At 73.3% G+C, this 19,536-nt stretch carries 15 protein-coding genes; 5 read left to right on the forward strand and 10 right to left on the reverse strand.

Features of this window, described 5'->3' with window-relative positions; genetic code table 11:
• Positions 1–347: 347 nt before the first annotated feature.
• From ACFWPI_RS21155 to ACFWPI_RS21170, 4 genes are all read left to right on the forward strand, one after another.
• Positions 348–1,853 (forward strand): Cys-Gln thioester bond-forming surface protein, encoded by a 1,506-nt coding sequence (locus ACFWPI_RS21155; RefSeq protein ID WP_380377832.1) that lies wholly within the window; start codon positions 348–350, stop codon positions 1,851–1,853.
• A 213-nt stretch (positions 1,854–2,066) separates the two neighbouring features.
• On the forward strand, positions 2,067–3,731 hold the full coding sequence (gene ettA / locus ACFWPI_RS21160) for an energy-dependent translational throttle protein EttA (RefSeq protein WP_079135893.1): 1,665 nt from the start codon (positions 2,067–2,069) through the stop codon (positions 3,729–3,731).
• 109 nt (positions 3,732–3,840) lie between these two features.
• Positions 3,841–4,284 carry a thioesterase family protein gene (locus ACFWPI_RS21165; protein ID WP_063349408.1) on the forward strand — a complete coding sequence of 148 codons (444 nt, stop codon included), beginning with the start codon at positions 3,841–3,843 and terminating at the stop codon, positions 4,282–4,284.
• A 33-nt stretch (positions 4,285–4,317) separates the two neighbouring features.
• Positions 4,318–5,010: a hypothetical protein gene (locus ACFWPI_RS21170; RefSeq protein WP_380337993.1), complete on the forward strand. Its 693-nt coding sequence runs from the start codon at positions 4,318–4,320 to the stop codon at positions 5,008–5,010.
• Between the two features lie 28 nt (positions 5,011–5,038).
• Here the strand turns inward: ACFWPI_RS21170 and ACFWPI_RS21175 are convergent, their stop codons facing one another.
• The 10 genes from ACFWPI_RS21175 to ACFWPI_RS21220 all read right to left on the reverse strand — a co-directional run bounded on the left by ACFWPI_RS21175 (position 5,039) and on the right by ACFWPI_RS21220 (position 18,501).
• Positions 5,039–5,443, reverse strand: coding sequence for a globin (locus ACFWPI_RS21175; RefSeq protein WP_063351424.1), 405 nt, complete (start codon positions 5,441–5,443; stop codon positions 5,039–5,041).
• Positions 5,444–5,541: 98 nt separating this feature from the next.
• Entirely contained in the window at positions 5,542–6,690 is a 1,149-nt protein-coding gene (locus tag ACFWPI_RS21180; protein ID WP_380377834.1) for an ABC transporter permease, read from the reverse strand.
• Positions 6,687–7,604, reverse strand: coding sequence for an ABC transporter ATP-binding protein (locus tag ACFWPI_RS21185; RefSeq protein WP_363376284.1), 918 nt, complete (start codon positions 7,602–7,604; stop codon positions 6,687–6,689). The genes ACFWPI_RS21180 and ACFWPI_RS21185 overlap by 4 nt, the downstream gene beginning before the upstream one ends.
• Before the next feature lie 144 nt (positions 7,605–7,748).
• Positions 7,749–8,960, reverse strand: coding sequence for an FHA domain-containing protein (locus ACFWPI_RS21190; RefSeq protein ID WP_380377836.1), 1,212 nt, complete (start codon positions 8,958–8,960; stop codon positions 7,749–7,751).
• A gap of 73 nt (positions 8,961–9,033) precedes the next feature.
• On the reverse strand, positions 9,034–10,392 hold the full coding sequence (locus tag ACFWPI_RS21195; protein ID WP_380377838.1) for a VWA domain-containing protein: 1,359 nt from the start codon (positions 10,390–10,392) through the stop codon (positions 9,034–9,036).
• Between the two features lie 142 nt (positions 10,393–10,534).
• Positions 10,535–11,860: a protein phosphatase 2C domain-containing protein gene (locus ACFWPI_RS21200; RefSeq protein WP_380424966.1), complete on the reverse strand. Its 1,326-nt coding sequence runs from the start codon at positions 11,858–11,860 to the stop codon at positions 10,535–10,537.
• A gap of 3 nt (positions 11,861–11,863) precedes the next feature.
• Entirely contained in the window at positions 11,864–14,464 is a 2,601-nt protein-coding gene (locus ACFWPI_RS21205) for a tetratricopeptide repeat protein (RefSeq protein WP_380380001.1), read from the reverse strand.
• 5 nt (positions 14,465–14,469) lie between these two features.
• Entirely contained in the window at positions 14,470–15,825 is a 1,356-nt protein-coding gene (locus ACFWPI_RS21210) for a hypothetical protein (protein ID WP_380379998.1), read from the reverse strand.
• A gap of 192 nt (positions 15,826–16,017) precedes the next feature.
• Positions 16,018–16,992, reverse strand: a complete 975-nt coding sequence (locus tag ACFWPI_RS21215) for a transporter substrate-binding domain-containing protein (RefSeq protein ID WP_380379995.1) — start codon at positions 16,990–16,992, stop codon at positions 16,018–16,020.
• Between the two features lie 15 nt (positions 16,993–17,007).
• On the reverse strand, positions 17,008–18,501 hold the full coding sequence (locus ACFWPI_RS21220) for a hypothetical protein (RefSeq protein ID WP_380424969.1): 1,494 nt from the start codon (positions 18,499–18,501) through the stop codon (positions 17,008–17,010).
• A 418-nt stretch (positions 18,502–18,919) separates the two neighbouring features.
• On the opposite strand from ACFWPI_RS21220, the gene ACFWPI_RS21225 reads away from it, so the two are divergent.
• The gene (locus ACFWPI_RS21225; RefSeq protein WP_244293463.1) at positions 18,920–19,495 is read left to right on the forward strand and encodes a nucleosidase; all 576 of its coding nucleotides are present in this window, start codon (positions 18,920–18,922) and stop codon (positions 19,493–19,495) included.
• Positions 19,496–19,536: the final 41 nt, after the last annotated feature.

Here is a 19,536-nt window from a genome sequence, read left to right on the forward strand (position 1 = left end):
ATGACCTTAACTGTCGACAAATATGTTGATCGAGACTGTTGTTGCGCCCGCATGCGCAATCTCGCCCGGATAACGAAAAGTCGCGAGGAGATTCTGGCTGATCGTCAGCTTGTGTCGAAACTGAGGGGGTTGATAACGATCCAGATACGGAATCGTCCTGATTTCGCATGGGGGTTTCGGGGCCTGCGGGGCTCAATAGGATTCGTCTGGTTCATACCCGCAGCAGCGCCACAGGGGGCGCGCGCGGCACGGCAAGTCGGCGGGCTGTCCATCGGTGCGGCCCGGCCCCGGAGGGATCCCAGATGTTCCAGAGGCAGGTGCGGAGTCTCCCCCGCATAACCACTGTCATGCTCACGACCAGCCTGGTGTTGGGCGGGGGCCTGTTCGCGGCCGGTGCGGCGGCCGCGGCGGACACCCCGGGTGCGGGCGTCAAGGCCGTCCTCCAGAACACGATGGTGGGCGAGAAGATCGACGTCGAGGGCAAGGGGACCGTCGACGGCGGTCTGTTCACCCTCAAGACGTCCAACGGCGAGATCCAGACCTACTGCATCGACTTCGACAACCCGGTCTACCTGGACAGCGCCGCGAAGTACCAGGAGTCGGACTGGAAGTCGAGCTCCCTCGGCGGCAAGAACAAGGTCGAGGCGGCCTCCAAGATCCGCTGGATCCTGGAGAACTCCTACCCGCAGGTCAAGGACCTGACGGCGCTCGGCAAGACCGTCGGCGTCGACGGCCTGACCGCCGAGGACGCCGCCGCGGGCACCCAGGCCGCGATCTGGAAGTTCTCGGACAACAAGAACGCCACCCCGCGCAACGCCAAGGCCAAGAAGCTGCGCGACTACCTGCTCGGCGACGCCAACAAGGGCATCGCCGCCGAGCCCAACCCCTCGTTGACGCTCAACCCGGACTCCGTCTCCGGCAAGTCCGGCAACAAGCTCGGCCCCTTCACCCTCAAGTCCAGCGCCGCCGAGGTGAAGCTCACCGTCACCGGTGACGCCGCCGACAAGGTCAAGGTGGTGGACAAGGACGGCAAGCCGGTCGGCGCCACCCTGACCGGTCCGATCAAGGAGACCCAGCTGTTCCTGGACGTGCCGGCCGGCACCCCGGACGGCTCCGTCGCCCTGGCCGCCGCCGCCGACACCGTCGTGCCCAGCGGCCGGGTCTTCCTCAGCGAGGGCTACGACCCGAAGCGGCACAGCCAGAGCATGATCCTGGCCGGCTCCAGCAAGCTCAGCGTCTCCGCCGGCGCCAAGGCCACCTGGAAGCAGGGCCAGGGCGCGCTGGTCGACAGCACCGCCCAGGTCGAGTGCGAGAACAACGGCGTGCGCGTCACCGTCACCAACGGTGGTGACGAGGCCGCCACCGTCACGGTCAAGCCGGGCAAGCAGCTGACCGTCCAGCCGGGCAAGACCGAGAACGTGCTCGTCCCGGTCGCCGAGAAGGCCGCCTACGACATCAACGTCACCGGCCCGAACGGCTTCGCCAAGGAGTTCAAGGGCGTCCTGGACTGCAAGACCGGCGTGACCCCGCCGACCTCCGGCCCGTCGACCCCGGCCGCGAGCGGCACCCCGAGCGGCGCCCCGAGCACCGCCCCGAGCACCGCCCCGACCGGCACCCCGAGTGGCACCCCGAGCCAGGCCGGCACCCCGTCGGCCGGTGCCAGCACCGCCGCCGGCGCGCACCCGAGCCCGGCCGCGACCAACTCCGCCCCGGGCACCGGTGGCCTGGCCCAGACCGGTGCCAGTGACTCGACCCCGATCCTCGCCGCCGTCGCCGGTGGCCTGGTCCTGGCCGGTGGCGCCGCGGTCTTCGTCCTGCGCCGCCGTGGCCGCCACGGTCGCACCGCCGCCTGAACCGCCCCGCAGGCCCGGAGGCGCTGACCTCCTGAGGCCCTGACGGCACCCGGCCCGGCCCCCGCACCCGCTGCGGGGGCCGGGCCTTCGCCGTTCAACGCCGCGCTGCGGATACCCCCGTGGGGCACACCGGGCGTTCGGGGCCCCCGGCCGGGTGCGGCACAATGGAAGGCTGCAAGCCGAATACTCCCGACGACGCCGGAGCGATCTCACGTGGCGGAATACATCTACACGATGCGCAAGGTGCGCAAGGCGCACGGAGACAAGGTCATCCTTGACGACGTGACGCTCAGCTTCCTCCCCGGGGCGAAGATCGGCGTCGTGGGCCCCAACGGCGCGGGCAAGTCCACCGTGCTGAAGATGATGGCCGGCCTGGAGCACCCCTCCAACGGCGACGCCTTCCTCTCGCCCGGTTTCACCGTCGGCATGCTGCTCCAGGAGCCGCCGCTCGACGAGACCAAGACCGTCCTGGAGAACGTCGAGGACGGCGTCAAGGAGATCAAGGGGAAGCTCAACCGCTTCAACGAGATCGCCGAGCTGATGGCGACCGACTACTCGGACGCCCTGCTGGACGAGATGGGCAAGCTCCAGGAGGACCTGGACCACGCCAACGCGTGGGACCTGGAGGCCCAGCTGGAGCAGGCCATGGACGCCCTGGGCTGCCCGCCCGGCGACTGGCCGGTCACCAAGCTCTCCGGTGGCGAGAAGCGCCGCGTGGCGCTCTGCAAGCTGCTGCTGGAGTCCCCCGACCTGCTGCTGCTCGACGAGCCCACCAACCACCTGGACGCCGAGTCGGTGAACTGGCTGGAGCAGCACCTGGCCAAGTACCCCGGCACCGTCGTCGCCGTCACCCACGACCGGTACTTCCTGGACAACGTGGCCGGCTGGATCCTGGAGCTCGACCGCGGCCGCGCCATCGGCTACGAGGGCAACTACTCCACCTACCTGGAGTCCAAGCAGTCCCGCCTCAAGGTCGAGGGCCAGAAGGACGCCAAGCGCGCCAAGCGGCTCCGCGAGGAGCTGGAGTGGGTCCGCTCCAACGCCAAGGGCCGCCAGGCGAAGTCCAAGGCCCGTCTGGCCCGCTACGAGGAGATGGCGGCCGAGGCGGACAAGATGCGGAAGCTGGACTTCGAGGAGATCCAGATCCCGCCGGGCCCGCGTCTGGGCAGCATCGTCATCGAGGTGGAGAACCTCTCCAAGGCCTTCGGCGAGAAGATCCTGATCGACGACCTCAGCTTCACCCTGCCGCGCAACGGCATCGTCGGCATCATCGGCCCCAACGGCGCCGGCAAGACCACGCTGTTCAAGATGCTCCAGGACATGGAGACCCCCGACTCCGGTGTGGTCAAGGTCGGCGAGACCGTCAAGATCAGCTACGTCGACCAGAGCCGCGCCAACATCGACCCGAAGAAGACCCTCTGGGAGGTCGTCTCCGACGGTCTGGACTGGATCAACGTCGGCCAGGTCGAGATGCCGTCCCGCGCCTACGTGTCGGCCTTCGGCTTCAAGGGCCCGGACCAGCAGAAGCCGGCCGGCGTGCTGTCCGGTGGTGAGCGCAACCGCCTGAACCTGGCGCTCACCCTCAAGCAGGGCGGCAACCTGCTGCTCCTCGACGAGCCCACCAACGACCTCGACGTCGAGACGCTCTCCTCGCTGGAGAACGCCCTGCTGGAGTTCCCCGGCTGCGCCGTGGTCATCTCCCACGACCGCTGGTTCCTGGACCGGGTGGCCACCCACATCCTCGCCTACGAGGGTGAGAGCAAGTGGTTCTGGTTCGAGGGCAACTTCGAGTCGTACGAGAAGAACAAGATCGAGCGGCTCGGCGCCGACGCGGCCCGCCCGCACCGGGCCACGTACAAGAAGCTGACCCGCGGCTGACACCCAGCCGTCACGGCGGCCCGGCAGACTGCCCCTCGGGGCGGCCTGCCGGCCGCCGGCCCGCCGCCACCGCACGGCGGCGGGCGACCGGACGTCGAGGAGAACACCTGTGGCCCGCCACATCTACGCCTGCCCGCTGCGCTGGTCCGACATGGACGCGTTCGGCCACGTCAACAACGTGGTCTTCCTGCGCTACCTGGAGGAGGCCCGGATCGACTTCATGTTCACCCAGGCCGCCGAGGCCGGGGCGGGGGAGTTCGCGGGCGGCTCGGTGGTGGCCCGCCACGAGATCGACTACAAGCGCCCGCTGGTGCACCGGCCGGAGCCGGTCACCGTCGAGACCAGGGTGACCCGCATCGGCGGCGCCTCGCTGACCGTGTCCTACGAGATCAAGGACGTCGCCGAGGACGGCACCGAGACGGTGTACGTCCAGGCGTCCACCGTGGTCGTGCCCTACGACCTGGCGGAGGGCCGGCCGCGCCGGATCTCGCCCGTGGAGCGGGAGTTCCTGTCCCGTTTCATGGACGAGGAGCCCGCCGTAGTCGCCGCCTGAGCACCCACCTCCGACGATTCGAGCTGACCCGCGTTGACCATCACCGCCCGCCTCGCCCTCACCGACGCCGGGGAGGCCGCCGACCTCTCCGCGTTCCTGCTGCGCCTGCTGCGCTTCGACAAGGCGGCGGCCGTCCGGTTGCAGGCGGTGGCCCCGGCCGGGGAGGACGGCGTGCTGGCGGTCTTCGGTCGGCTGCCGCTGGGCGGTTCGGGCGCGCTGGCGATCCGCACCGCCCGGCTGACCGGGCCGGCCGAGCCGACCGATCTGACGGTCTCGGCGGGCCAGTTGCTGGACGGCGTGGACGCCGGGACGGGTGCCGTCGCGCTGCCCGCCCCGGTGACCGGGCCGGCCTGGGCCGGGCTGCTGCCGCCGCGCACCGGCTGGCGGCCGGTCGGGGCGCCGCCGGCGGCCGAGGTTTACCCCGAACTGATGGCCGGGGTGCGGGAGTTCCGTGAGCGCAGCGAGGCCGTCCCGGCGCACCACCGCGGCCGTGCGGTGCTGGACGCGCTGGCCGACGAGATCTGGTCCCGCCCGGTGTCCGTGCTGCCGGAGCTGCCGCTGCGGGCGGTGCACGCGGCGTACGTGATCGGCTTCCTGAAGCCCGGGGCGCCGCTCACCGTGCACCGGGCGGGCGGCTGGCTGCGGCTGAGCGCCCCGGCCGGCTCGGTGGCGGTCCGGACGGTGGCCGCACCCGGCGCGGGGCTGGGGCTCAGCCCGCTCCGCTGACCGGAGCCAGCCCGGCCCGGCCCGGGGATCAGCCCGGAGTGTTGATCATCGAGGCGGCGGCGTAGGTGAGGTAGTCCCAGAGCTGCCGCTCGGCCTCGGCGGGCAGGGCCAGGTCGTCCACGGCCGCCCGCATGTTCCTGAGCCAGGCGTCGTGCGCGGCGCGGTCGACCTTGAACGGCACGTGCCGCATCCGCAGCCGGGGGTGGCCGCGTTGCTCGCTGTAGGTGCGCGGGCCGCCCCAGTACTGCATCAGGAACAGGGTCATCCGCTCCTCGGCCGGGCCGAGGTCCTCCTCGGGGTACATCGGCCGGAGCAACTCGTCCTCGGCGATGCCCTGGTAGAACCGGTGGACCAGTCGCCGGAAGGTCGGTTCGCCGCCGACCTGGTCGAAGAAGGTCTCCTCGCTGAACGTTCCTCGCCGGATCTCTTTCACCCGACCATGGTCGCAGACGCCGACGGGGTCGTACACCGGGACCAAAGGCGTACGACCCCGCAGGGCGTGTGTCGGGGCTCAGGCGACCGGGGCGGCGGTCACACGTCCTCCCACTTGAACAGCTTCCAGGAGATGCCGGTCAGCACGGCCGCGAAGAGCAGCAGTCCGCCCATGGTGGGCAGGGCGTCCATGACGCCGCCGCCGCGGGTCAGTACCGACTGGGCGGCCGTCACCAGGTAGCGCAGCGGCATGACCTTGGAGATGGTCTCCAGCCAGCCGGGCGCGCTGTCCAGCGGGATGAACGCGCCGGACAGGAAGGACATCGGCAGCACGATGATCTGCGAGATGCCGTTGGCCGCCTCCTCGGTCTTGGCGACCGATCCGGCCAGCAGGCCGATCGACATGAAGGCGAGCGTCGCGCAGGCCACCAGCGGGATGACCAGCCACCAGTTGCCGGTGAGCTTGAGCCCGAAGAAGTTGGTGGCGACCGCCAGGAAGACGGTGGTCTGGAGAAGCGAGGTCAGCAGCGAGACCAGGATCCTGGAGCTGATGACCGTGCCCGCACTCACCGGGGCCAGCCGCAGCCGGCGCAGCACCTTGCTCTTGCGCCACCCGACCAGGGTCAGTGCGGCACCGAACACCGCGCCGGTGGCGACGGCCCAGCCGAGCAGGCCGGGGGTGAGGAACTGGATCGGCTTGAGCGACTGGTCCTCGACCTGCTGGGCGTCCAGCACGTAGGCCGGCTTCTGGCCGGTGGCGGCCTGGTTGGCGCTCTGGACCACCGAGTTGACGATGCCCCGGAGCGCGCCGGCGCGGACGGTGTCGGCGGCGCTGAAGCGCAGCTCGACCTTGCCGTCCGGACCCTGCTCGATCATCGCGTCGAAGTCGCCCTTGCGGACCTTCTCCAGCGTGGCGGCCGCGTCGTCGGTCCTGGTGATGGTGAGGACCTTGTCCAGGTCGACCCGGCCCTCGCCCTGGATCGAGTCGAACAGCTTCACCGCGCCGACCTGCGCCACCTTGGCGTGCGGGCTGCTGGAGCCCTTGCCCACGGTGCCGAAGAACACCAGGAACACCAGCGGGAAGAGCAGGATGAAGAAGGTCGCGGTGCGGTCGCGCTTCATGCCGAGCAGCATCGCGCGGGACAGGCTCCAGAACGCGCTGACCCGCTCCCGCTCGGCGCTCGCGCCGCCGCTCGGACCGTCGCTCCGGGCGGGGGTCTTCGGCTCGGTGGACGTGCTGGCGGTCATGCGCGGTACTCCCGTCCGGTCAGCTGGAGGAAGACGTCCTCCAGGGTGGCGCCGCGCACTTCGAGGCCGCGCAGCGCGTTCTGCTCGGCCAGGACGCTCAGGACCGGGGCCGGGAGGCGGGTGGAGACGGAGAGCGAGACGCTGTCGTCCTCCAGGGCGGCGATGTCGGCGCCGGCCGCGGTGAGCAGGTCCCGGGCGCGCTCGACGGACAGCTGGCCGGACGCGACGCTGATCCGGACGGTGTCGTCGATCTCGCGGATCAGCGTCGCCGGGGCGCCGGTGTGCAGGATCTTCCCGTGGTCCATGATCGAGACCCGGTCGCAGAGCACCTCGGCCTCGTCCAGGTAGTGGGTGGTGAGGACGACCGTGCGGCCCTCGCCGTTGATGTCCCGCAGGAGGTCCCAGAGGTTGCGCCGGGCCTGCGGGTCGAGGCCGGTGGTGGGCTCGTCCAGGAAGACGATCTCCGGGTCGTGGGCCAGCGCGCAGGCGATCGACAGGCGCTGCGCCTGACCGCCCGACATCTGGTCGGTCATGACGTCGGCCTTGTCGGTCAGGCCGACCCGCTCCAGCATCGCGTCGGCCCGCTTGGGGCCGACCCCGTAGAACGACGCGAAGGTGCGGATGGTCTCCCGGGCCGTCAGTTTCCGGAAGAAGGCGGAGGCCTGGAACTGCACGCCGATGCGCGGCAGCAGTTTCGGATTGCGCGGCCAGGGAGCCATCCCCAGCAGCTCGACCCGGCCCTCGTCCGGCTTGCGGACGCCTTCCAGGATCTCCATCGTGGTGGTCTTCCCGGCGCCGTTGGGGCCCAGGATTCCATAGAATTCGCCGGCCTCGACGGTGAGGGACACCCCGTCGACGGCCTGCACGTCCCCGTACCGCTGACGGATGCCGTCGGCGGATATAGCTGCAGTCATGTGGCCTGAGCCTAGGGCTTGCGGAGGGCCCTGTGCACGTCGGTGACGACGAAATTTGTGGATTGTCCGAGGGATCGGGAACAAGCCGGGCCGGGCGGAAGTTGAATTCCACCCGGCCCGGCCGGAGTTGTTGCCGACGGTCTTTCAGGCGCGGTGCACCGTGATCGTCGTCCAGGCTCCGATGTGGATCCGGTCACCGTCGTTCAGCGGCACGGCGGTGTGCGGGGCGATCGGCTCCGAGCCGCCGTTCACGGTGGTGCCGTTGGTCGAGTCCTGGTCCACCAGGACCCAGCTGCCGTCCGCCTGTTCGGCGAGCAGCGCGTGCTGGTGCGAGGCGCCCGGGTCCTCCGGCGGCACCGACAGGTCGATCTCCGGCACGGTGCCGCGGTGCTGGCTGCGCCGCCCGATCCGCAGCTGGCCGCGGCCGGTCAGCGGGATGCGACGCTCGGGGCAGTACGGCGGGAAGAACAGCCCGGCCGCCTCGGGGCCGCTGCGGGCCATCATCTCGGTGAAGTACTCGCGGTCGGCGGAGACCACCGCGATCCAGTTGGCCCGGAGCGGCTCCGCGGGGGCCGCCGCCGGCTGTGGCTGCTGAGGCTGGGGCTGCTGCTGATGCGGCGGGGCGAGGTGGAACGAGGTGCCGAAGTCGCCGCCGCGGTTGTTGGGGCCGGGGGGCTCGGCGTACACCGGGCCGGAGTCCTCGCGGACGGGGGCCTCGGGGAACGCCCCCTCCGGCGCGGGCCCCTCCGGCCCGTTGGCGGGCAAGGAGGGAGGGTAGCCGTAGGTGTGCGCGGGCGCGGCGGCCTGCTGCGGGTGCTGGGTGTGCTGCGGCTGTGGCTGCTGCGGGACGGGCGGGCCGTACGGCGGTTGGCCGTACGGCGGCTGGGCGGCGGGCGCGCCGCCGTACGCCGCCGGGATGTTCAGCGGCTGCTGCGCCTGGCGGCGCGAGGGGGTGGAGAGCTCGTAGTCGTACCCGCACTCCTCGCAGAACCGTCCGGTCTGCGGGCTGCGGCAGATCGGGCAGACCGTCAGGCCCTCGGTCAGGTTGGGGTAGCCCTGGGCCGGTGGCGGCGGCATCGCGCCGGGCTGTGGCGGGACGTTCCCCGGCGGCACCGGCGGCGGCGACAGCGGCGCGCCGTAGGGCGTACCGCGGTGGTCCGGGTGCTGGGACTGCTCGAACGAGCCGGGCGCCTCGGGCGCCGGGTGGGAGCCGTACGCCCCCGGGTGGGTCCCGTGGGCCCCGTGGGCTCCCGGGTGGGCTCCGGGCGGCGGCGGGGCCGGCGGAGTCATCGGGAAGCCGCAGAAGTCGCACCAGTCCTCGGCCTGCGACTCGTGGCCCCTCGGGCAGATCGGCATCAGTTCCCCCTCACATCGAGCCGGCTTGGGGCGGCGTCGCACCGGGTCGTCGGCCCGGTCACGTCTTCAGCGGTCACTTCTTCACACGCACCGTCTTGGTCGACCGGGTCTCAAGGGTCATCGAGTCGGCCTCGCTCACGTTCTTACGGAACCGAACCGTACCCTCCTTCGGGTCCACCACGTCCACCACCTTCTGCAGCAGTTTGTAGGTGCCCTCGTTGCCGGTCGCGTGCGCGATCCGGACGGCGGCGCCCAGCTTGGAGGTGGCGGTGTCGACGTCCCCGGCCCGGTGGGCCTCCAGGCCCTCCTGGATGGAGGAGGCCAGCTCGGCCTGCCCGGTGTAGTGGGCGACCTGCGGGCTGATCCGGGTGGAGGAGGCCAGGTCGTCGGTCCACACCGCCTTGACCAGGCCCTGGGAGAGCACCTCGGGGGTGCCGCTGCCGACCTGCGGGGGCAGCACCAGGCTGATCCGGGCGGCGAGCATCTCGTTGCCGATGGAGGCGGCCGGGACCTCGACGCAGACGTGGTAGTCGCGGCTCTCGTCGCCCCAGGAGCCGGTGGGGTAGTCGCCGGCCCGGGGGCCGGCCTCGGCGCGCCGGGCGGTGAGGTCCTCGACCGCGGGGGCGACCTGCTTGACGAACTTGACCGAGGCGTTGGCCGGGGTCCAGATCCGCAGCGCGACGTCGGCGACCTGCTTGCCCATGGCGCCGGCCATCATCGAGCGGAAGTCCTCGGCCAGGCCGGAGGGTTCGGCGACGATGTCGACGGTGCCGAGCAGCGCCGAGGAGATCTTGCGCAGCTCGTCGATCCGCCAGTCGGTGCCGACGCCGCGGCAGTCGGCGGTGAAGTGGCCGGTGACCCGCTCGATGGCGCGTTCCAGGTCGACCGCCGACTCGTGCTCGTTGTTGCCGTCGGTGAGCAGGACGGCGTGCCGGATGGCGATGTCGCGGCGGGTCAGGAAGAGCTTGTCGGCCTTGGCCAGCCAGGTGCCCATCGCGGTGCCGCCGGCGGCGGTGAGGCGGCGCAGGGACTCCTTGGCGTGGCCGCGGGTGGTGGCGGAGGCGGTGGCGAGGGTGCCGTCGCCGGGGTAGATGTCGCGGGCCTCGTGGGTGCCGGCGACCACGGCGAAGGCGGTGCCGTCGCGCAGCGCGTCGATGGCGGCGGCGGTGGCCTCACGGGCGCCGTTGATCTTGGTCTTGGGGTAGTCCATCGAGCCCGAGCAGTCCACCAGGATCACCACGGCCGCAGCGGTGTCGGCGCTCTGCGGGCCGCCCGCGTCGGCGATGCCGAGCGGGCGGCCGCCGGAGGTGCCGCCGCCGGTCGCGGTGACCGTGACGATGGCGTTGACCTCGCGGGCGCCGTCGGCAAGGTACTCGTTCTGGAAGATCTCCACGTCGAACCTGGGCAGGTTCGGCTTCGCCAGTGTTGCCATGGGCCGGTGGCTCCCGTCGGAAGGGTCGTCGGTACGGATCGGTCGGTGGGGGCCGGCCGCGTCGGGGGCGGGCCGGCCGCGTCGGGGGCGGGCCGGCGGACCGGGTGGCCGCCGGGGTCGGCCCCGGGCGGGCGGCGTCCGGTCAGGCCGTCGGCGGGTGCGGCGGCTGCGGGGGGACGGCGGGTGCGGTCGGCGGTGCGGCGGGGGGTGCGGTCGGTGCCGGCGGGGCGGTGGGGGGCAGCGGGGCGGCGGGGGAGCCGATCACCGGGAGGTCCGGCAGGGTCGGCTCGTAGTCCTCGTCCTCCTCGGCGGCCCTCCTGGCACCCGCCGCGGTGATCAGCGGCAGGTCGAGCGCGGTGGCGGTCCGGGGGTCGTCCTCGTCCTCGCCCTGGTCCTCGGCTCCGGCACCGGCGCCCGCGGCCGGCGGGTCGATCGGCAGGACGGCGACGGTGATGTTGTCGTGGCCGCCGGCGGCGACCGCGAACTTCACCAGGGTCTGCGCCGCCGCGAGCGGTTCGGTGCGGGCGTCCGGCCGGACGAAGTACGCCAGGTCGGTGGCGGCCTCGGCGTAGTTCCACAGTCCGTCGGTGCAGATCAGCAGCACCCCGGGGACGTGCGGCGTGAAGTCGAGGGTGTGCGGGACGACCTCCTCGGCGTCGGCGCCGAGCCACCCGGTGATCGCGTGGGCGCGCGGGTCGGCGTACGCCTCGGCCTCGCTCATCAGCCCGGCCTCGACCATCCGGGCCGCCCAGGAGTCGTCCTGGGTGAGCCGGAAGGGCTCGGCGCCGGCGCGGTCGTCCGGGATCCAGTAGGCGCGGGTGTCGCCGACCCAGCCGATGGTGATCCGGCCGCCGGAGGCTATGGCGCTGACGTAGGTGCAGGCGGGCGCGTTGAGGTCGGGCCGGGCGGGCCCGGGGCCGGCCTGGGCGAGGTCGGCGACGGCCCCGGCGGCGTCGGCGATGGCCTGGCGCATGGCGGCGGTGGGTTCGCGGCCCGCCTCCAGGGCGCTCAGCAGCGACTCGGAGGCGGCGTCGACGGCGGTCTCGGAGGCCTCGTCCGGCCGGTCGGAGGAGGAGACGCCGTCGCAGACCACGGCGACCACGACGGGCTCGCCGCCGGGCAGCGAGGTGGCGGCGATGGTGAAGGAGTCCTCGTTGCGGTGGTGGCGCAGGCCGCGGTCGCTGACCCCGGCGACGCCCGCGAGGGACTTCTCCATGTGGTCGCGCGGGCGCGGCTGGGCGCCGCCGCAGGCCTCGCAGTAGCCGTCCGCGGTGACCTGCGGCAGCCCGCAGTGCGCGCAGACCGGCCCGTGCTGGGGCGGGGCGCCCTCGGCCCGGGCGGCGGCCCAGTTCGCGGGCATCGCGCCCGGGGCGGCCCGGCCGTCCCGGCTGGCGCCGCAGGCGCCGCAGTAGGCGTCCTCCGGCTCCAGCGGTTCGGAACAGCTCGGGCACACGGTCTGCTGCGGCATCGGCTACACCCACGTCCTGGGGCGGGCGCGGTTGGCCCGCTCCACCATTTCGATCCTGGTCTCGGCCCGGTCGGCCAACCGGGCGAGTACCCGGTAGGACTGTTCCAGGGCGAAGCGCAGTTCCCGCTCCACCGCAGGTCGTCCCAGGACCGTGGTGCCGCCGCCCTGCTGGGCGCCGGTCGAGCCCGCGGTGACCCAGCCGAGGGCGGCGCCGAGCAGTTCGACGGCCAGTTCCTCGCGGCGGCGGTCGTCCAGGCGCAGCGCGGTCAGCTGGTCGGAGCTGGCGCCGAGGTCGGCGGCGAGCGGGTCGGTGGCGGGCCGTTCGCGCAGCCGGGCGCGGACGGCCGCGATCCGGGCGGCGGTGTACTGGTTGGAGGTGGCCGGGACGGACTCCAGGACGCGGACGGCGCCGGGCCGGTCGTCCTCGGCGAGCCGGACCCGGGCGAGCCCGAAGGCGGCGCTGAGGTAGGCCGGGTCGGTGGTCCAGACGAGTCGGTAGAACTCGGCGGCGTCGCCGCCGTCGCCGAGGAGTTCGGCGCAGATGGCGAGGGCCAGCTTGGGGGCGGCCTCGCCGGGGAAGGCGTCGTAGACCGCGTCGAAGGCCTCGGCGGCGGCGCGCAGCCCGGCCTCGTCGGGCGAAGCCGGGCCGTCCGGGCCGCCTGCGGCGCCGACCAGGGCGACCGAGCTGCCAGGGCTGTCCGGGCCGTCCGGGCCGTCCGGGCCGTCCGGGCCGTGCACGGCGCCGACCAGGGCGACCAGGCCGCGGTACCAGACGACCCGCCAGTCGTCCGGGTACTCCCGCTCCAGGGCGTCGAGGGCTTCCTCGGCGGCGGCGCGGTGGCCGAGTTCGAGGTGGGCGCGCAGTTCGCGCAGCCGCCGTTCGATGGAGAGGGCGGGCGCGCCGGCCAGAGCGGCGAGCGCCTCCTCGGGGTCGGTGGCGAGCAGGGTGGCGAGGAAGCCGGCGTTGGGGTCGCCGGGGTCGACGCGCGGGACGGGCAGTGCGAGGGCGGCGGCGGCCGGGTCGAGGGCGGTCACCAGGAGCTGTCCGGGCTGCTCGGTGGGCATGACCAACTCGGTGTCCACGACGCGTAGTTCGGGCCCGAAGAGGGTGGACAGGGCGGGCCGGGCCCGGCCGTCCTGGAGGGCGAGTATCTCGCGCAGCACGCCGGTGAGCTGGTCGGCCATCTCGTCGGCGGAGGAGAACCGGCGGGCCGGGTCCGGGTCGGTGGCGCGGACCAGGAAGCGGTAGTACGACTCGTAGCGGGCGAAGACCTCGACGTCCTCGGGGCCGGGCAGGGTGTCCCGGTAGGTGGTGCTGTAGCCCTGGAAGTCGAAGGTGAGCACCGCGAGGGTGCGGGCCACGGTGTAGAGGTCGGAGGCGGGGGAGGGGCCGTGGGTGGCGATCTCGGGGGCCTGGTAGCCGACGGTGCCGTAGATCGGGCCGTCGTGGTCGAGGCGGCAGACGGCGCCCATGTCGATGATCTTGAGCGCGTCGCCGCTCTGGATCACGTTGTCGATCTTGAAGTCGCAGTAGATCAGGCCCCGGCTGTGCAGGTACCCGAGTGCGGGCAGTGCCTCCAGCGCGTACGCGATCGCCTGCTCGACGGGCAGCGGCTCGCGCCGGCCGTCCGGGGTGCGGCGGTCGTTGGCGATGTCCTTGAGCGACTTGCCGCCGACGTACTCCATCACGATGTAGCCGTCGGTGGAGCCGGAGCCCAGGTCCAGGTGCTCGGCGAAGTTGATGATCCGGACGATGTTCGGGTGGTCCACCTCGGCCAGGAAGCGGCGCTCGGCGACGGCCACGGCGAGCGCGTCCTCGTCCCCGGTGTCCAGCAGGCCCTTCAGGACCACCCACTTGTCGTTGACCCGCCGGTCGATCGCCAGGTAGATCCAGCCGAGGCCGCCGTGCGCCAGGCAGCCCACCACCTCGTACTGCCCGCCGACCAGGTCGCCGCGGCGCAGCTTGGGCGTGAACGAGTACGGCGTGCCGCACTTGGTGCAGAAGCCGTCCGGGCGGCCCGGCCGGCCGTTCTTCTCCCGGCCCACCGGGGTCTCGCACTTGGAGCAGAACCGCTTGCGCTCCGGGACCTCCGGGTTCTCCAGCACCGCCAGCGACGGGTCGGCCGTCTCGACGGTCGGCACCGTCACCAGGCCGGCGCCCAGCCGGTTGCGGGTGCCCGCGCTGACGCTGCCGCGGGTGCTGCGCACCGAGACCGAGCGGCTGCTGCCGGTGCGGGTCGAGCGGTGCGAGCGGGAGCGGCCGGACATCGAGCGGGCCGAGCCGGTGCGGGTCGAGCGGATCGAGCCGCTGCGTGCCGAGTCGGTGGAGACCCGGGAGGAGGGGACGTAGGGCTGGGTGACGCCGGTGTCGCCGCCGGGCGGGGTGAGGCCGCACTCGTCGCAGTAGCCGTCGGTGTCGATGGCGCCCGAACAGTCCCGGGGGCAGGGCGCGCCGGGGCCGGCGGCCGGCGGGGCGCCGGTGGCCGCCGTCGAAGCTGCCACGGTGCCGCCGCCCGCCGGGGCGAGCCCGCACTCGTCGCAGTAGCCGTCCGCGTCGATCCTGCCGTTGCCGGAGCACTCCGGCCGTACGCACGTCCCGCCCATCAACCTCAGCCCCCCTGGACCTGTCCGTCGACCGGCGTCTGGCCGGTCGTCTCCTGTGCGGCCTCGGCCTGCGCCGGCCGCAGCGACTGCTGGAAGCGGGCCACCGCGGCGGCCGCCGCCCGCAGGTCGCAGGGCGCGCTCCACAGCAGCCAGCGCGCCTTCTCGTACCGCTCGATCACTTCCGGGTCCTCGGAGACCCGCAGCCGGGCGGCCATCGCCTTGTAGGCGTCCAGCCGGCCGCGCAGTTCGGCGCGGACGGCCAGCGGCTGGGTCACCTCGGTGAGCGACTGCCGGGCCCGGGCCAGCTCCTTGGCGGCGGCGTCCTCCAGCGTGTCCAGCAGCGGCGCCAGCCGGCCCCACTGCCCGCCCTGGCGCAACTCCAGTGCCGTCACGATCCGTTCGCGCAGCGCCGAGGCCGGCCCGGGCACCGCCGGGACGTCGCTGGAGGCTATCTTCGCCAGCACCTCGCCGCGCGCCCGGCGGGCCTCGGCCAGGGTGGCGTCGGCCCGCTGGAGCAGGTCGCCGACGCCCTGGAGGCGCTCCTCGGCGTCGTCGCGCAGCCGCAGCAGGTTCTCCAGTTCCACCCGGACGCCGTCCAGCGCCCGCCCGGCCCGGTCGAACCGCTCGGTGTCCACCACCCCGGCGGGGGTGGCGAAGGCGCCGCCCTCCGGCACGGTGCCGCGCTGGGCGGGCACCCGGGCCGGGCGCCACAGCGCCAGCGGGTCCTCGCGTACCTCGGCGCGCAGCCCGGTGAGGTCGGCGTCCAGCCCGGCCAGGTCGTCGGCGAGCGGGTGGTTGCCGGCCCGCACGCCGAGCGAGGCGGCGAGGTTGCCCACCCGGTGGAGTTCGGCCAGCAGCAGGTCGATCCGGGCCGGCAGCGCCGACCAGACCGCGTCGGCGGCGCTGACCACCTCCAGCACGGTGGCGTACCAGGAGTTCATCCGGGTCATCAGCGCGTCCAGGCTGATCCGCTCGACCAGCCGGGCGGGCGCGCCGAGCAGTTGCGGGCCGTCCGGCAGCGCGCCGCCGGGGACGGTCACCGCGTCGCCGGTGAGCAGTTCGCTCAGCTCGGCGAGTTCGGGCGCGCCGGGCTTGGCCTTGCGGGCCCGTACCGCGCGCGCCGAGGCCAGTGCCTCCGCGTAGCGGTCGAACAGGGCCCAGAGCAGTGGCAGGCCCTTCCCGGCGACGGACCAGCGCTCCAGCGTGCGTCCGGTCAGTTCGGCGCCGTCGAGCAGCCGCAGGCCCGGATGGTCCTGGAGGGCGAGCAGCGCCGACTCGACCGCGTCCCGCTCCGCGCCGAGGCGCGCCAGCGCGCGGTCCACCTCCTCCCGGTTCAGTACCGGGCCAGCCGAAGCCGCCAACGCCGTGTCCTTCCTTCCTCGCGTGCGATCCCGACGTACCTGACGTGCGATCCCACGACAACCCCCGTGCCCACCACCGGTCTCCCCGTGGTGATCGTCCCGAACCCTAGCCGGTGGCCGTTCGGGCGGAGCGGGCGGTGGGCGTCAAGACCGCGTCAACGGCCTGCTGACGCCCGTGCGCCGCCCGGTGCGTCAGCGGGCCGGCCAGTACAGGCCGGGGTCCTTGGAGTTCTCGGGCAGGTAGGGCTGGACCCACCGCTCGAACGACTTCTGCCAGCCCTTGTCCTTGTCCGCGTAGTAGTCGGAGATCACCTGGTTGACCCGGGCGGTGAGGTCGGTGCTGTTCTGGCGCATCGCGACACCGATCGTCTCCGGCTGTTCGAAGCCGTCCACCACCTTCACCGTCTGGTCCTGCGCGGCCTGGCCGACCGCCAGTTCGTCGTCGGTCATGGTGGCGTCGACCTTGCCGAGCTGCATGCGGACCAGGCAGTCGAGCTGGTTGGTCACCAGGACGAGCTGCTTGGCGCTCTTCTTCGCGTTCAGCACGTCCTTGGCGACCGAGCCGTCCGCGGCGCAGACCGTCTTGCCGCCGATCGCCTCGTCGAGGTTCTTGGCCGTGGACGACCGGGGCACCAGGACCCGCTGCTTGATATTGAAGTACGACCGGGAGAAGGCGACCTTCTTCAGGTTGGCGCAGCTGATCGTCATGGTGCGGACGATCAGGTCGACCTGGTTGCCCGTGAGGGCGTCGGCCCGGCCGGCGGTCGACACCGGTTTGAGCACCACCTTGGCCGGGTCGCCCATGACGGCCGCGCCGATCGCCCTCGCGAGGTCGATGTCGAAGCCTTCGAGCTCACCGGTGTTCGGGTTGCGGGCGCCCCAGCGGTAGCTGTTCTGGTCCACGCCGATGATCAGGGTGCCCTTGGCCTTGATGGCCTTCACCGCCGTGCCGTCCACGGTGCTCGGCGGCACGGTGCTGGTCAGGTCGCAGGACTCGGCCTCTTCCTGCCCGGCCTCTTCCTGCCCGGTCGACCGGACGGCCTGCGGTGCGCCCGTGGCGGCCGCGGGTACGGCGCCGGACGGCCCGCCCCCGCCGAGCACGGCCGCACCGGCGGCCAGCAGCGCCAGCGCGGCGGCCGCCCTGGTGCCTGCGGTTCTCCTGCGCATGTGTCCGTTCCCCCTCTACCGGTACTCGGCCAGGCGGCGGCCCAGGCCGCGCAGCGCGGCGGCCGCGGCCGCCACGCCGAGCAGCGCGGCCGCGAGGGCGGCGAGCCGGAGGTCGCCCTCGGTGCCCTTGGCGGAGCGCTCGAAGTGGTCCTGCTCGGTGGTGGCGGCCTGGTCGAGCGCCCGGTCGGTGGCCTTGAAGGCGCCGTCCGCGGTGTTCGCCTCGGCGGCCGGGTCCGCCGTCACGGTCGCCTGCAGCGCGCCCTGGTAGTCGGCCTGCTGGGTCTCCAGGGTGTGCGCCGCGTCGTGCCGGGTGCGCCACGTCTCGTACTGCCGGTCGGCCTCGCCGATCTGCTGCCGGGCGTCCGCGGGGGCCAGGTCGAGGGCCTGGCGCAGCGAGCCGGAGTGCTGCTCCATCGGGACGTTCGCCGGCTCGCCCCCGGCGAGCTGCTGGGTGATCGTCGTCCACTGGTCCGCGTACGCGGTGGTGGAGCCGCGGGCGACGAGGTTCAGGTTCTCCGCCAGCCGGGCGGAAAGCACCTGCACCCGGGCGGTGTTGAGCGCCCGCAGCGGCTGCGCGCCCTGCTTCCAGCTCTGCTGGAGCGCGGCGTTGGTGGTCAGGCCGGTGACGGCCAGCCAGAGCGCCCCGGCCAGGACGGCGGCGGTGGCCCCGAGCAGGCCGGGGTTGAACACCCGGTTGGTGCGGCGGAACAGCGTCAGCTGCACCCAGACCAGCGCGCCGAGGGTGAGCACCCCCAGGCCGTACGCGGCCCACGGGCTGGACTTCGCCTCGGCGTAGTCCTTGTCCAGCTCGTCGTTCTCGATGGCGGTCAGCTCGGCGGCGCGCGGCAGCAGGGTGCCCTGCATCTGCTCGGAGGCGTACCGCAGGTAGGCGCCGCCGAGCGGCAGGCCCAGCCGGTTGTTCGCCCGCGCGGTCTCCACCAGGCCGGCGTAGACGGGGAGTTGCTTGTTCAGCTCGGTGAGCTTCTGGTAGGCGGGGGAGCCGACGGTGGTCTGCGCGGCGGCCTTGGTGATCAGGTCGGTGGCCGCGGCCAGATCGCCCTCGTAGTCGCCGCGGACGGCCTTCGTCTCCGCCCCGGCGAGCAGGAAACCGGTGGCCGCGGTGGTGTCGGCGCGGGCCAGCAGGCGGTGGATGTCGGCCGCGTCCTTGCTCAGCGGCTGGCTGTGCTGGACCACCCGGTTGGCGGCCTCCGCCTTGGTCTCCAACTGCCAGGCGGTCAGCGCGCCGAAGGCCACCGTCAGCACCGCGAGCACAGCCCCGGCCAGCCGCAGCCGGCCCGGCGCCGTCCGGGTGGCGTTCGCCAGCCGGGCCCGCAGACCGGACAGGCCGCGCGGCGCGGGCCCGGCCGACGGCCGCCGGGCCGGCACGGCGCCGGGTCTGGACGCCGGGACGCCCCGGACACCCGGCACGGCCGGTGCCGTGCCCGGCGGGCCGCTCGGCCGTGCCGGGACCACGGCGCCCGGTGCGCCGTTACCTACTGGTGTTGCCACCCGCCTCATCCTCCCCAGGGGTCGGGCCCGCTGTCCGGGGCCCGGCCGATGCCAGCAGTATGGCCGTGACTCCCCCTGGCCATACCCGAATTGCGCCGATCTTGAGCTTGCCCTGCACGCGCCGCGCACGCCTCCCGCACGCCCCCGGGGCCCCGCTGCCCGGCGGCCGGCGGTGAACCGTCCGACGCGGGATGCACCCTATGCGGTTCCTCCGACAGGCCGGAGCGGCGAGGTCCGGTTGCGGCGGCGGCACGCGGCGAGTCGAGGACTGACCCCGGTCCGATCGCGGCGTCGGCGCGCAGGTAGTCGAGGCCGGACCCCGGGGCCGGCTGCGGGGGGCGATCCCGCCGTGACGCCACCGTTCCCGGCGCGGTCGGTGCACCTGGTTTCGGCGGACACCCTCCGTACGATGGGCAGCATGCGCCTGCTTGGAACGATCACGCCCGACCGCCCGCTGCTCGTCGTCGCCGTGCGCGAGGAAGCCGCCCACCTCGACGACCGGCTGCCCGTCCTGCTCACCGGAATAGGGAAGATCAACGCCACCGCCGCGCTGGCCACCGTCCTCGCCCAGGGCGAGAAGCCGTCCGAGGTGATCAACCTCGGCACGGCCGGCGCGCTGCGCCCCGGCTGGGAGGGCACCCACCACGTCGTCCAGGTCATCCAGCACGACCTCGACACCCCGGCCCTGCTGGCGCTCACCGGCCGTAGCTACGGCGCCCCGCTGGTGGTCGGCAAGGGCGACGGGCCGGTGCTGGCCACCGGCGACCTCTTCGTCTCCGACCCGGCGGCCCGCGACCGGCTCGCCGAGCACGCCGACCTGGTCGACATGGAGGGCTACGCCGTCGCCGCCGTCGCCCACCGCTTCGGGGTGCCGGTGCGCCTGGTCAAGCACGTCAGCGACGAGGCCGGCGAGGGCGCGAGCCACACCTGGCGCGAGTCGGTCGACGCGTGCGCCCGCCACCTCGCCGACTGGGTCGTCGCGCAGGGCTGGTGACGGCGCGTCCCGAGGACGTGCGGCGCCGACCGGCGCGGGCG

Source organism: Kitasatospora sp. NPDC058492 (assembly GCF_042720685.1).
Lineage (GTDB): Bacteria > Actinomycetota > Actinomycetes > Streptomycetales > Streptomycetaceae > Kitasatospora.